Source organism: Flavobacterium aquicola (genome assembly GCF_003385115.1).
Taxonomy (GTDB): domain Bacteria; phylum Bacteroidota; class Bacteroidia; order Flavobacteriales; family Flavobacteriaceae; genus Flavobacterium; species Flavobacterium aquicola.
This window is the reverse complement of record NZ_QUNI01000013.1, coordinates 33,683-47,687: the sequence shown is the minus strand read 5'-3', so window position 1 is coordinate 47,687 and position 14,005 is coordinate 33,683. Positions and strand designations below refer to the sequence as shown.

At 33.3% G+C, this 14,005-nt stretch carries 10 protein-coding genes; 6 read left to right on the top strand and 4 right to left on the bottom strand.

What is annotated here, in order from left to right; all coding sequences use genetic code 11:
- The first annotated feature begins 222 nt into the window (after nt 1-222).
- From C8P67_RS17890 to C8P67_RS17880, 3 genes are all read left to right on the top strand, one after another.
- Nucleotides 223-1,950: a phospho-sugar mutase gene (locus C8P67_RS17890; protein ID WP_115814556.1), complete on the top strand. Its 1,728-nt coding sequence runs from the start codon at nt 223-225 to the stop codon at nt 1,948-1,950.
- Entirely contained in the window at nt 1,950-3,800 is a 1,851-nt protein-coding gene (locus C8P67_RS17885; RefSeq protein ID WP_115814555.1) for an ABC transporter ATP-binding protein, read from the top strand. Before C8P67_RS17890 ends, C8P67_RS17885 begins: the two co-directional genes overlap by 1 nt.
- A 105-nt stretch (nt 3,801-3,905) precedes the next feature.
- On the top strand, nt 3,906-4,607 hold the full coding sequence (locus C8P67_RS17880) for a DUF2971 domain-containing protein (protein WP_115814554.1): 702 nt from the start codon (nt 3,906-3,908) through the stop codon (nt 4,605-4,607).
- Here C8P67_RS17880 and C8P67_RS17875 read toward each other — a convergent pair.
- The 3 genes from C8P67_RS17875 to C8P67_RS17865 form a co-directional block, all read right to left on the bottom strand.
- Nucleotides 4,599-5,327 carry a hypothetical protein gene (locus C8P67_RS17875; RefSeq protein ID WP_115814553.1) on the bottom strand — a complete coding sequence of 243 codons (729 nt, stop codon included), beginning with the start codon at nt 5,325-5,327 and terminating at the stop codon, nt 4,599-4,601. The genes C8P67_RS17880 and C8P67_RS17875 overlap by 9 nt on opposite strands.
- A 104-nt stretch (nt 5,328-5,431) precedes the next feature.
- A complete protein-coding gene (locus C8P67_RS17870) occupies nt 5,432-7,894 on the bottom strand; it encodes a TonB-dependent receptor (protein WP_245980498.1) in 2,463 nt (820 codons plus the stop codon).
- A 13-nt stretch (nt 7,895-7,907) separates the two neighbouring features.
- Nucleotides 7,908-9,605, bottom strand: coding sequence for a M23 family metallopeptidase (locus tag C8P67_RS17865; protein WP_115814552.1), 1,698 nt, complete (start codon nt 9,603-9,605; stop codon nt 7,908-7,910).
- 334 nt (nt 9,606-9,939) lie between these two features.
- On the opposite strand from C8P67_RS17865, the gene C8P67_RS17860 reads away from it, so the two are divergent.
- The 3 genes from C8P67_RS17860 to rny all read left to right on the top strand — a co-directional run bounded on the left by C8P67_RS17860 (nt 9,940) and on the right by rny (nt 12,303).
- Nucleotides 9,940-10,230 (top strand): hypothetical protein, encoded by a 291-nt coding sequence (locus tag C8P67_RS17860; protein ID WP_115814551.1) that lies wholly within the window; start codon nt 9,940-9,942, stop codon nt 10,228-10,230.
- 9 nt (nt 10,231-10,239) lie between these two features.
- Nucleotides 10,240-10,533, top strand: coding sequence for a cell division protein ZapA (locus tag C8P67_RS17855; protein ID WP_115814550.1), 294 nt, complete (start codon nt 10,240-10,242; stop codon nt 10,531-10,533).
- 207 nt (nt 10,534-10,740) lie between these two features.
- Nucleotides 10,741-12,303, top strand: coding sequence for a ribonuclease Y (rny, locus tag C8P67_RS17850; protein WP_115814549.1), 1,563 nt, complete (start codon nt 10,741-10,743; stop codon nt 12,301-12,303).
- A gap of 137 nt (nt 12,304-12,440) precedes the next feature.
- On the opposite strand, the gene C8P67_RS17845 is transcribed toward rny, so the two are convergent.
- Nucleotides 12,441-13,943, bottom strand: coding sequence for a PAS domain-containing sensor histidine kinase (locus tag C8P67_RS17845; RefSeq protein WP_115814548.1), 1,503 nt, complete (start codon nt 13,941-13,943; stop codon nt 12,441-12,443).
- Nucleotides 13,944-14,005 lie beyond the last annotated feature (62 nt).

The window sequence follows — 14,005 nt, the reverse complement described above, 5'->3', positions numbered from 1 at the left end:
AACCAAAATAGGTTATAAAAAACTAATTTTCGAGTTTACCGCTATAGCCCTGATAGTAGCGGAAATCCTTTTTTGAATAAATCTATTTTTTCCTGAACGGGCAGAGCGACCGAAGGAAGCTCCTGACAGTTCTTGGAAAAAAAGATTTAAGAGAAAAAGATTATAGCGGATAGCAGGATTAGCTCCTGATAAAACAGATTAACAACTTAAACTAAATATATAATGCACATAGCACAAAACATTTTAGACGCAGTAAACGAATGGTTAACTCCTACGTTTGACAATGAAACTCAAGTTGCCATCAAAGAATTAATGACAACTTCCCCAAAAGACTTAGAAGAGAGTTTTTATAAAAATCTGGAATTTGGAACAGGTGGCATGCGCGGTGTAATGGGTGTTGGGAACAACCGCATCAATAAATATACACTTGGGAAAAGTACTCAGGGACTTTCAGATTATTTGAAAATTGCATTTCCAAACCAGCCTTTGAAAGCAGTTATTGCTTTTGACTGCCGTCATAACAGTAAATCATTAGCAAAAGTGGTTGCCGATGTTTTTTCTGCAAATGGTATTCAGGTTTATTTATTTTCGGATTTAAGACCTACTCCAGAATTATCTTTTGCTCTTAAATATTTAGGCTGTCAATGCGGAATTGTACTAACAGCATCTCACAATCCTCCAGAATACAACGGTTACAAAGTATATTGGGAAGATGGCGGACAGATTGTTCCTCCGCAGGATGGCGACATTATTAATACAATTGAAAAATTAAATTACAGCCAAATCAAATTTGATGCAAACGAAGATTTGATTCAATATATTGATACAGAAGTTGATCAGGCTTTTATAAAATCGACTATCGAAAACGCAAGTTTTGGAACTTCTCAGGAAGCAAAAGATAATTTGAATATTGTGTTTACTTCACTTCACGGAACTTCAATTACTGCTGTTCCTGAAACTTTTGCTCAAGCGGGGTATAAAAATGTAAATATTGTTGAAGAACAAAGAGTTCCAAATGGTGATTTCCCAACTGTAAAATCTCCAAATCCTGAAGAACCGGAAGCTTTAACACTGGCATTGGCATTGGCAGACAAAACTAACTCTGATATCGTTATTGGTACAGATCCTGACTGCGACCGCCTTGGTGTTGCTGTTCGAAATAACGAAGGCAAAATGATTTTATTAAACGGAAATCAAACGATGATTTTGATGACCGCATTTTTATTGGAAGAATGGAAAAAAGCTGGTAAAATCAACGGAAAGCAATTCGTAGGCTCTACTATTGTTTCTACTCCAATGATTATGGAATTGGCTTCGGCTTATGAAGTTGGGTTCAAAGTTGGTCTGACAGGTTTCAAATGGATTGCCAAAATGATTAAGGATTTCCCAGAATTAGAATTCATTGGCGGCGGAGAAGAAAGTTTTGGATATATGGTTGGCGACGCTGTTCGTGATAAAGATGCTGTTGCAGCCACTTTATTAATCTGCGAATTAGCAGCTCAAGCCAAAGCCAGCGGAAGCACCGTTTACAAAAAATTACTAGAGTTATATGTAGAACACGGTTTTTACAAAGAACATTTAATTTCGCTTACCAAAAAAGGAATGGAGGGATTGGCAGAAATCAATAAAATGATGATTTCTTTACGTGAAAATCCATTAAAAGAAATTAATGGTCAAAGAGTTGTAATGGTCGAAGATTACAAATCATCTATTGCTAAAAACTTATTTACCGGCGAAGAGGAAACTATCGATATGCCAAAAGCTGATGTATTGATTTATTATACAGAAGATGGTTCTAAAATTTGTGCAAGACCAAGCGGAACTGAGCCGAAGATTAAATTTTACATCAGTGTAAAAACGGAATTGGATTCGGTTGAAAATTTTGTAAAAGTTGAGCAGGTTTTAGACGAAAAAATTAAAAATATAATTACTGCCATGCAGTTAAACTAATGGACGAAAATTTAAGAAAAATATTTCCTTTTATAAAACCTTATAAATCACATGTCATTATGAATGTGATTTATAATGTTTTATATGCACTTTTCAGCACGCTTTCATTTATATCATTAATTCCAATGATGCAGGTGCTGTTCGATAAAACTGAAAAAATAACTGCAGAACCGGTTTACAAAGGCATTTTTGATATAACAAAATATGCAAATGATTATTTATATTATTACATCACTAAATTATCTGAGGCAAGCGGTCCTCAATATGCTTTAGTTCTAGTTGTTTCGTTAGTAATATCGACTTTTCTTCTTAAAAACCTCTTCAATTATTTGGCGTCAAATCATTTAATGCACTTAAAAAATGGTGTGTTAAAAGATTTAAGAAATACGATGTATAATAAAATTATCGAGCTTCCTGTTTCTTATTATTCCGAAAAAAGGAAAGGCGACATTATGGCTCGTATGCTGGGTGATGTTGGTGAAGTTCAGAACTCTTTCTTTGCTATTTTAGAATTAGTTGTAAAAGAACCAATGACAATAGTATTTACCATCATTGCCATGTTTGCGATTAGTATTAAATTAACGATTTTTGTCTTCATTTTTATACCTCTTTCCGGATATTTAATTTCAATTATAGGAAAATCACTTAAATCAAAATCACAACGAATTCAATCCGAAGCGGGTCACTTAATTTCAATTGTAGAAGAATCTCTTTCAGGTATGAAAGTAGTAAAAAGCTATAATGCTGAAAACAGCTTCAAAAGCAAATTTAATGATTCAGTTACGACGTTATTAAAACTCTCAAACAGTATTGGTAAAAAAAATAATCTTGCTTCGCCAATGAGCGAATTTATGGGAATTGTTGTTATTGCAATTTTACTTTGGTACGGAGGTAATATGGTGCTGGTTGAAAAATTAGCAAACGGACAGCCCTTATTAGAAGGCGCCAAATTCCTTGCTTACATGGGACTAGCCTATAATATTTTGACACCAGCCAAAGCAATTTCAAAAGCAACTTATTCTGTAAAAAGCGGTATGGCTGCAGCGCAGCGTGTATTTGAAGTTCTTGAAGTTGAAAATACAATTACTGACAAATCAGACGCGATAATTAAAAAATCGTTTGACAGCGTTATTACTGTTGAAAATATCAATTTCAAATATGAAGAGGAAAATGTGCTGCATAACTTTTCATTAGAAGTTCCTAAAGGTAAAACTGTAGCTCTTGTTGGTCAGTCTGGCAGCGGGAAAAGCACCATTGCCAACTTATTGACTCGTTTCTACGATGTGCAGGAAGGAAATATAAAAATTGACGGAATTGACATCAAAGATATGACGTTACATTCTTTACGCAGTTTACTGGGTCTGGTTACTCAGGATTCTATTCTTTTTAACGACACTATTAAAAATAATATCCTCATCGGAAAACCAGATGCTTCTGATGACGAAATTATAGAGGCATTAAAAGTTGCCAATGCGTATGAATTCGTAAAAGATTTGCCGCTTGGTTTTGATACAAATATTGGCGACAGCGGTAACAAACTTTCAGGCGGTCAAAAACAAAGACTATCAATTGCCCGTGCCGTTTTGAAAAACCCGCCGATAATGATTCTGGACGAAGCAACATCAGCATTGGATACTGAGAGCGAAAAATTTGTACAAGTCGCCCTTGAAAACATGATGCAGAACAGAACTTCAATCGTAATTGCTCACCGCCTTTCGACCATTCAAAAAGCAGATAAAATTGTGGTAATGAAAAAAGGAAAAATTGTCGAACAAGGTACTCATGAGGAACTAATTGAACTACAAGGAACCTACAACAAATTGGTAACTATGCAGTCATTTGAGTCGTAATTCGAATAAAACCATAAGAAATCTAAGTAATTAGGAAAACATATTTCTTGCCCACTTAAAAAATCTACATTATTTCATTTTTAAATTTCTTTAAATCTAAAAACAATGTACCTCAATAATCCTAACATAAAACTTCCACAAGATCCAGATACAGTTGTTTGGAAATATTTGGACTTGTCGAAGTTTTTGGATTTATTAATTTCGCAAAAACTATTTATGTCAAGATCCGACAAATTTGAGGATCAGTACGAGGGTACTTTTAGTGAACCTACTTTTGAAGAAATTAAAAAACTTTCAACAAACAATCCTGATTTCTTAAATTTCTACAAAACACATCGGGAGAAAGTCGCCGTCAGCAGCTGGCATATCAATGAATACGAATCTTTTGCAATGTGGCAGATTTTCACTCAAAACAGCGAAGGATTAGCTATACAATCTACTGTAAAAAGACTTCAAAATGCTTTAGCGCCCGAAAACAATCACAAACAATATATTGGCGAAGTTAATTACATCGACTACAAAAAGGAATATATCCCGTTTGATGATATGTTTTTTCCTTTTTTATTCAAACGTAAAAGTTTTCAGTATGAGCGAGAAGTACGCATCATCACTGACGTAGCCGACAGTAATATTAAACTAAATGATGGTCTAAAAATAAACATCGACATTAGTCAGCTAATAGAAAAAATTTACATTCATCCCAAATCTGAAAATTGGTATAAAAATTTGGTTATTCAATTGGTAAAACAACTTGGATTTGATTTTGAAATAGAAAAATCAGATTTAGAAAGTGATATTTTAATTTGAAATAGGATCATAGGTTTTAACTTCCAAGTCTTTTGAAGCCAAATCGATATAATTGTAATGCAGCACATCTTTACTATCAAAATTTCCATTTTTGTTGGTATCCTCAACTGTTCTAAAGTACAAACGATTTTGAGATTCAATTAGATTCCAATCTATCAGCTCTTGAAAATCAACTGAAACTTTGGTGAATTTTTCTCCGCTGATTTTACTTAAATACAATGTTGTAATATCACTGACATCCAGTTTTCCGTCTTTATTAGTGTCCATATCCATCAAAGTATAAACCATAATTTGTTTATTAATTTTATCTGAAACCGATTTCAAATAAGTAGCAGTTTGAATCAAAACGGGTTTGTCTGTCAATGCTTTTATAGAATCTGAGCCTATTTTTTGAAATTTAAAATTTTGCAGATAACCCGTAATCTGATATTCGGATGTATTTGATATTGTGAAACTCAAATCGTTCACACTCGAAGAACCATATTTATTTTTGGCTCTTTTTTCATAAACGTTCAAATCGCCGACAGGATGAATCAAATAATTTGTTCCCTGCATTTGTATGGGCAAATCTGCAATTTTTATTTGAGTAGAATCAGCTTTAGTAAGTTCTTTTCCAGCTTTTGAAGCATCATAAATCACTTTTGGCTTTTCTGTTTCTTCTTTACAGCTGGCTAAAAGTAAAAGCGAAATTCCAATACAAACAAAATGTGATGTTCTCATAATAATCTTAATATTAAAAAATAAACTCAAATGTAATCATTTTAAAAAATGAAAAAGACAATATACCACAGATTTATTAACCCAATTTTATCTTTCGAAAATTGTTACAGTCTTGCATTTAACTTCAAATTAAAGACCCGCTCTGTCATATAATTAGGAATACCGTATTCTGTTTTAGTATACACATCCCTAACCCAAGTATTTGTAATCGCATTTTGATTATTAAAAAGATTGAAAATTTCAAATCCTAAAGACAGCTCCTTAAAGTTTTTAAAAAATTTCTTAGTAGACATTCCTACCTTTTGATCAATAAAAACTTTAGAAAAACCAACATCTACTCTACGGTAATCATTTAATCGATTCTGGTACAAATACGGATCCGAATATGACGGCGATCCTCCAGGCAGTCCCGTATTGTAAACTAAATTAAGATACAGTTTTAGACTTGGAATCTTGGGCATGTAATCCTGAAACAAAAGACCAAATTTTAACCTCTGATCAGTTGGTCTGGAAATATATCCTTTATCATCTATATTTTCTTCCGTTTTTAAATAGCCAAAACTAATCCAGGAATCGGTTCCGGGAACGAACTCTCCATTAAGCCGAAGATCTAGTCCCTGTGCAAAAGCTGCTGCATTATTATTAGCTGCATATCGTATTCTGACATTATCAAGGGTATATGTATTTACATCCGTCATATTTTTATAATAGGCTTCGGTAACTAATTTAAATGGGCGCTGCCACATTTTGAAACTATAATCGTTAGCCAAAACAATATTCAGCGATTTCTGAGCTTTGACATCAGGCTGTACGGCACCATCATAATCTCGTAATTCCCTATAGAATGGAGGCTGATTATAAAGTCCTATAGTAAACCTGAAAAGCATATCCTTTTTCCAATCGGGCTTTATTGCAAATTGGGCTCTTGGACTAAAAACAGTTTGAACCTTTCCGCTGAGATTGTCTCCAGAAACTTCCCAGCTCTGCATTCGCATACCTAAATTATACCAAATTTCAGCTGTTCCTAAATTGTCTTTGTGGCTCCACTGTGCATAGGCAGAAAACCGATCAATATCAGTAAAATTAACAGCTTTGACAAACTGATATGGAAGCAGTAATCCAGAATAAGGCACATAGGGCTCATCATTTTTAGGCACTATAATTGGCGGTCTTATTGAAAATCCTGCCGAGTCAATTACTTCCCATTCTGAAATTCTATCACGAATGGACTCCTTTGTATATTTTACTCCCCATTCAATTTGGTTTTGTTTCCAATTGTTTAGCCCTTTTATTTCTAAATTAGCAATTAAAGCATCCAGATCGTTACGTGCATGATTGAGCTGAGAACCAATTCCTCTCGAAAACTGAATATCGCCATACGAATCAGACCCTATATTAGTATCTACTTCCCCCAAACGATATTGTGCATAAATATCAAAATATTCCTGTTCAATAGTATGGAAAACAGATCCAATAAATTTTAATGAAAAAGTATCATTTACTTGATACGTCGTTTTAATTGCTCCAAAGTAAGTATTATACAAATCCTTTTCTTTTCCCTGATAATAAACCGCAAGCACCATAGGTTCATTAACCGTACCAAAATTAGTCTGACGGGTAAGAGGCTGATATAAATATTTATTTTGAGAAATATTTCCTAAAAAACTCCATTGCCATTTGTCAGAGGCTTTATAATTAATATTAGTTTGAATATCTGCAAATGTTGGTGTATAATTTGTCTGCGTCTCTTGGCTATTGACAAGCAGACTGTTATTTCTATAGCGCACCCCAGTAATTGCAGACCATTTTTTGTCTTTAGAAACGGCATCAACAGCTAGGCTTCCTCCCAGAAAACTCATTTCAAGGGATGCGCCAAACTGTGTTGGATTTCTATAAGTGATATCCAAAACCGATGACATTTTATCTCCATATTTTGCTTGAAATCCTCCTGCAGAAAAATCAATATTCTGAACTAAATCAGTATTAATAAAACTCAATCCTTCCTGCTGTCCTGAGCGTATCAAAAACGGTCGGTATACTTCGATCTCATTAACATACACCAAATTCTCATCATAATTTCCTCCTCGAACACTGTATTGCGTACTTAGTTCATTATTTGAGTTAACACCAGGCAGCGTTTTCAAGATGTTTTCGATACCAGCATTTGCCCCAGGAATAAAACGAATATCTTTGGCCTCAAAAGTAAGAATGCCTTGAACTGATTTCTTATTATTATTGATGATTACCTCCCCCATCTGCTCTTCCTGATCACTCATGTACATATTAAATACGTATACTTCTTTAGATTTTAAAGATAATTTCAGGCTTGCTTTTTTTAAAGAAACATGAGTAAATTCGACGGTAACTGTTTCATCGGACGGAACTGCAATTTGAAAAAAACCTTTATCGTTAGTTTGAGCAGTATTATTGGCGCAGGATACATTGACACCTTCAACAGGTTTGCTTTTTTTATCCAAAACAACTCCTTTAACAAAAGCAGTTTGGGCAAAGGAAGTTATTCCTGTCAACAAAAAAATAAAACAGACTAGAGGCTTAAAAATATTCAATTGGTTTTATTTTTTACAGTTTTTGATTTCTTAGAAAATGTGTTTCAAAGGTAGAAGAATTCCCTACATTATCAACTACCACCACTTTTAATTCATTATCACCCGCTGCTGCTATCCCATCATTAAAATCATAGGTCAAAAGACTTGTTTTATTGTCATATTCCATCAAAATCCATTTCCCATTAAGGTAACCATTATAAGATTTTATCCCGGATAATCCATCTGAAATACGGACTTGAAGAACCTTTTGATTATCTAAATTTTTACCTTCAACTGATTTTAAAACCTTAATAACAGGCGGAATCGTATCCATTGCCAATTTAAATTGACCTAGGGTTTTAGTACGAATTTCATAAACATTGTTTTTTTCTCTCGTAGTGTTATAACTAACTCCGCTGCCGCTTATTCGACCTATAAAAACTTTATCTTTTTTAGTAGGATCAAACGCATCGCTTTCCATTGATATGGTGAAATTAGTATGTGCAGGAACGGTATCATCATGCACCGTTAGTACATTACTACTAAATTTAAAATTTAAATCAAAGTCATTGTAGAATGTTCCTGCTGGAAAAAAAACAGAATTTTTACTTTGTTCAAAAAAACAATCTTTTGAAGATTTCACAACATAATTAGCCATTACAGCTTCCTTTTCAATTACTGCAGTAAGAGAATCATACTCCACCGGAATTGCAATTGTTGTTTTATTTCCATAAAAATCTGAAACTTCCAAACGGCAGACATTCGCTAAATTTGGAGCTACAGTAATTATCCCATTCGATTCATCGGCTTTAATGATACTTAAATTGTAAGGCGGATCCATAAACAGCTTTTGAATCCTTTGACTTGTCTTTTTATAAAATGAATAATCAATTAATGCATTTATATAACGCATCTCATCAAAAGAGTACGTATTGAATTGATATCCGAAAATAGATTTTCCGTTGTTAAACAAATCTACATTGAAAGAACCATTTTTATTAAAAGAAAAATCATCATAGTCATATGTTGTAATGCCGAAACCAATTTTACCGTTAGCAATAATTTTGTCTGCTAGATAAGTCCCATCTTTTTGCAACGATAAATTAATTGGAATGCGCCGCTGCGAATGATTTACAGTTGTTTTTGAATCTAACGGATAAACATACAAATTAGACACAATTGGTCTTTTGGTATCCTGCAGTAAAGCATCAAAACCAAAAAAAATTGGATTAATTATTTTTTCAGTTTTGGTATCTCTAAATTCAAAATGCAGATGAGGCCCTTCTGATGCACCAGTATTTCCAGACAGTGCAATTAACTGCCCTTTTTTCACAGGCATTTGATTGGGTTTAAAATACATTTCGATCTCAAAAGACTGCTCTTTATAATGTGTTTTTTTTATATAACTTTCAATTGAATCCGTCGCTTTCTGTAAATGCCCATATACTGATGTAAAACCATTTGGATGGTCAATATAAATAGTTTTCCCGTTACCAAATGTCGAAATTTTAATCCTCGACACATATCCATCAGCAACTGCATATACATTTAAACCTTCCTTCTGAAGGGTTTTCATATCAAAACCAGCGTGAAAATGGTTAGGCCGTAATTCTCCAAAGTTTCCGGATAACTTCAACGGAATATCAAGAGGCGAACGAAAATAGTCTTTAGGATATTCAGTTTGCGCAAAAAGAGTTGTAGTCAATAATAATAAAAAAATGGAGAATTTCATGATATACATTTTTGCTAAGATAAAAAAAGCAAGCAAAACCCACAAATCATGCTATAAATTTCAAATAGCAGCAAGTAGTTCTCACTAATAATAACTCCCGCACTTAACTTTATCTTTTAATTTTTACAGAAGAAACAAAGGCTCTTAATTCTATCAGTGCAAAAGTTACATTAGTAATTATAACAATTACATTCAAATTAAGCCACAATTCAAAAAAACACAATAATTTGATTTACAGATGATTGATTATTTTAACGTAAAAAAATCAATAAAATATTGTAATAATAAAAAGGAATACTAACTTTGTAAGATTAAGTAATGAATAGGAATTATAATGAGTGTGATTGCAGAAATAATTGATACTCTTGAAAATAAGATAGGAAAACTTTTTCTAAAAATACAAAGTTTAGAGAAAAACAACCAAGATTTACGTTCAGAGTTAAAAAACACTGCAGTGCTATCGCAAAACCAGTCTAAAGAGATTGAAGAGCTGAAAACACAAGTAGAAACGCTCAAAATAGCCAATGCATTATTAGGCAGTGACGACAATAAAAGAGATACAAAGCTTAAAATAAATTCAATAATTCGTGAAATTGATTACTGCATAGCCCAGCTGTCAGATTAACAAAAGAACATGGACGAAAAGCTTAAAATTAAAATATCAATTGCTGACAGAGTTTATCCATTAACGGTAGACTTTTCTCAAGAAGAAGGGCTTAGAAGCGCTTCAAAAAAAATTGATGCAATGATTAAGCAATTTGAAGAAAATTATGCTGTAAGAGATAAACAAGATGTATTGGCTATGTGCGCTTTACAATTTGCCTCTCAAGTGGAGCAAAAACAAATTGACAATGTAATAAATGGTGATGAAACCATTGAAAAATTAAACAAAATCAATTTACTTTTAGACGAATATCTCGAAAATTAAACGTTCTTTACACAGACTAAGATACTGCCTACATTAGTTCATATTGGTAAACTCAACACTAACAATTTAGAATGAGCGAATCATCACTACTATAGTATGCCACGCTTCGGCGAGGAAACTTGAACAGTGAGTTAGCTCAAAACTTGTCTTTTCGAGTTTATACAACTTCTAATGTAGGCTTTTTTTATATATAAATTTTTAATAAACATGGACATTATAGAAATAGTTATTTCAGGAATTGCAGGAATTGCACTAGGATTTGGCATTGCCAAAATCATAGAAAAAAGCAATATCTCTAATTTAATTAAAAGCGCTAAAAAAGAAGCTGCTTCAATTTTAAAAGATGCCAATCTTGAGGCTGAGAACATTAAAAAAGATAAAATTCTTCAAGCGAAAGAAAAGTTTATTGAATTAAAATCGGAACATGAACAGGTAATTTTGGCCCGAGATAAAAAAGTTGCCGAAGTTGAAAAAAGAGTCCGTGATAAAGAATCACAAGTTTCAAATGAATTATCAAAAGCTAAAAAAGTAAATGATGATTTTGAAGCGAAAACTGCTGAATACAGCTCTAAAATAGAAAATTTAGAAAAAAAACAGGTAGAAGTTGACAGACTTCATAAAAGCCAGCTGCAGCAGCTGGAAGTGATTTCAGGATTATCTGCTGAAGAAGCTAAAGACCAGCTTGTTGAAGGGTTGAAAGCTGAAGCAAAAAGCAAAGCGATGTCTCATATTCAGGATACTATTGAAGAGGCTAAATTAACAGCACAGCAGGAAGCCAAAAAAATTATTATTAACACCATTCAGCGTGTTGGAACTGAAGAAGCAGTAGAAAACTGCGTTTCTGTTTTTAATATTGAATCTGATGATGTTAAAGGAAGAATCATTGGACGTGAAGGACGTAACATCCGTGCCCTTGAAGCAGCTACAGGAGTTGAAATTATCGTTGATGACACTCCGGAAGCGATTATTCTGTCCTGCTTTGATCCTGTACGAAGAGAAATTGCCCGTTTGGCATTGCATAAATTAGTTACGGACGGACGTATTCACCCAGCTCGTATTGAAGAAGTAGTTGCCAAAACAACTAAACAGATTGATGACGAAATTATCGAAGTAGGTAAACGTACCGTTATTGATTTAGGAATCCACGGATTACATCCTGAATTGATAAAAGTAGTCGGCAGAATGAAATACCGTTCTTCTTACGGACAAAATTTATTGCAGCACTCTCGCGAAGTTTCTAAACTTTGCGGTATCATGGCCGCTGAATTAGGATTGAATGTTAAACTAGCAAAAAGAGCAGGTTTACTTCACGATATTGGTAAAGTGCCGGATGCAGAAAGCGATTTACCACACGCATTATTAGGTATGCAGTGGGCTGAAAAATATGGTGAAAAAGAAGAGGTTTGCAACGCAATTGGAGCTCACCACGACGAAATAGAAATGAAATCTCTTTTATCTCCTATCATACAGGTTTGTGATGCTATTTCAGGAGCCAGACCTGGAGCTAGACGACAAGTTTTAGATTCTTATATCCAGCGTTTAAAAGATCTGGAAGAAGTAGCATACGGATTCAGCGGGGTTAAAAATGCTTATGCAATCCAAGCCGGTAGAGAACTTCGCGTTATCGTAGAAAGCGAAAAAGTATCTGATGATAATGCTGCCAATTTATCTTTTGAAATTTCTCAAAAAATTCAAACTGAAATGACATATCCTGGTCAAGTTAAGGTTACTGTAATTAGAGAAACCAGAGCAGTGAATATTGCCAAATAAAAGCTAACTATCCCTTCTTTTAAGAGGGACTAAAACATAAAATCCAAATTCCCTTTACATAAATTGGAATTTGGATTTTTTATTTGAGTGTCAAGAATTTAAAATTCTCTTTTATTTTTTCATGCCAAATGTACAAATTACTCTTTTTTAAAATAAACTTTAAAAGTTGATCCAAAATTAAGAGTGCTTTCTACCTCAATTTTACCGCCCATATTTTCAACTTGATTTTTTGTCAAATACAAACCAACACCTCTAGCATCATTGTTTCTATGAAATGTTTTATACAATCCAAAAATAGATTCTTTATGCTTTTCTAAATCGATTCCAAGTCCATTGTCCTTTACGTTCAAAATCACAAATTCATCATTTACTTCAGCGGTAAATATAATTTTAGACTCTTTATCGGGATCGGAATATTTTATTGCGTTAGTGACTAAATTCAGCATTATACTTTCTAAATAAGCTGGTATGCAAAGTATTTTAACCGAATTTGGAACATAATTCAATACTTGGATTCTTTTTAATCTAATAGACTCATATAAAACATCCAAAACTTTATCTATAAATCCATTGATTTTTAGAAGCTGCATATTATCTTCCCTCTCGGCATAGATACTTACTAAATCATTCAGGTTTTCAATGGTCGAAAACAATTCATCTGAGACAATTTGGATATTACTTAAAGTATCCGAATCAGACAAAAGATTTTCTTTGTGTAAATCTAACAATGATTTTATATTTCCGCTGTGTGTTCTCAAATTATGAGAAACAATATGAGCAAAATTAAGCAACTTGTTATTTTGAGTATTTACAATTTCGAGCATTTTTGCCAGCTCTATTTCCTTCTCTTTCTGCTCAGATATATCGGTATGAGTTCCTACAATCCGCAGTGGTTTTCCGTTGCCGTCTCTTTCAATAACTTTTCCTCTATCGAGAATCCATTTATATTTTCCCGAACATAAAACCCGGTGGCAAGTTTCATAAAAAGGGATTTTATTATCAAAATGCAGATTGATATTTCCGTAATACTCTTCGCGGTCATCAGGATGCACTCTTTCATCCCATTCTTCGGGAGCTGCTACCAAATCAGACTCGGTTATTTCCAATATCTTCATTGATTCCGAAGAATAATACACTTTATTAGTTATCAAATCCCAATCCCAAACCCCTCTATCTGAGGCCTGTACAGCAAAATGATACCTTTCATCGGCTACTTTCAGTCTAATTTCCTGTTCTTTGACTATTGTTATATCCGAAATTAGTCCATAAAAAACCATTTCTCCTTGATCATTTTTTTTAGGAGTTGCATCGATTCGAATCCATTTGTATCCGCTTTCAGGCATCAGCAATCTGAAATCAATCTCCCATTTTTCATTACTTGAAATAGCCTTTTCATAGGAATCCAAAAACATTTTGAAATCCGGCTCGTAAATTTTATAATTAGACAGCTTATACGAATCCTCAAGAAATTCATTAATTGAAAATTCATCCAGAAACTCAATTGGTTTACTTAAAAAATCGATTGCAATTTGTTTATCAGAATTCACTCTTATCTGAAAAATTATATTCGGGAGCTGTTTTATCAGACTTTCGTATAATTTATTTAAATCTTCGGGATTTTTATTGGCTGTAAAGATCATAATTTATAAATCCTTGGTGTAATTGCAAAAATATTGAATCTTAACTTGATATTATCATAAAT

Coding starts and splice junctions, on each gene's coding strand:
- C8P67_RS17865 (WP_115814552.1), bottom strand. CDS start 9,605: ATGAAATTCTCCATTTTTTTATTATTATTGACTACAACTCTTTTTGCG.
- C8P67_RS17885 (WP_115814555.1), top strand. CDS start 1,950: ATGGACGAAAATTTAAGAAAAATATTTCCTTTTATAAAACCTTATAAA.
- rny (WP_115814549.1), top strand. CDS start 10,741: ATGGACATTATAGAAATAGTTATTTCAGGAATTGCAGGAATTGCACTA.
- C8P67_RS17845 (WP_115814548.1), bottom strand. CDS start 13,943: ATGATCTTTACAGCCAATAAAAATCCCGAAGATTTAAATAAATTATAC.
- C8P67_RS17890 (WP_115814556.1), top strand. CDS start 223: ATGCACATAGCACAAAACATTTTAGACGCAGTAAACGAATGGTTAACT.
- C8P67_RS17880 (WP_115814554.1), top strand. CDS start 3,906: ATGTACCTCAATAATCCTAACATAAAACTTCCACAAGATCCAGATACA.
- C8P67_RS17860 (WP_115814551.1), top strand. CDS start 9,940: ATGAGTGTGATTGCAGAAATAATTGATACTCTTGAAAATAAGATAGGA.
- C8P67_RS17855 (WP_115814550.1), top strand. CDS start 10,240: ATGGACGAAAAGCTTAAAATTAAAATATCAATTGCTGACAGAGTTTAT.
- C8P67_RS17875 (WP_115814553.1), bottom strand. CDS start 5,327: ATGAGAACATCACATTTTGTTTGTATTGGAATTTCGCTTTTACTTTTA.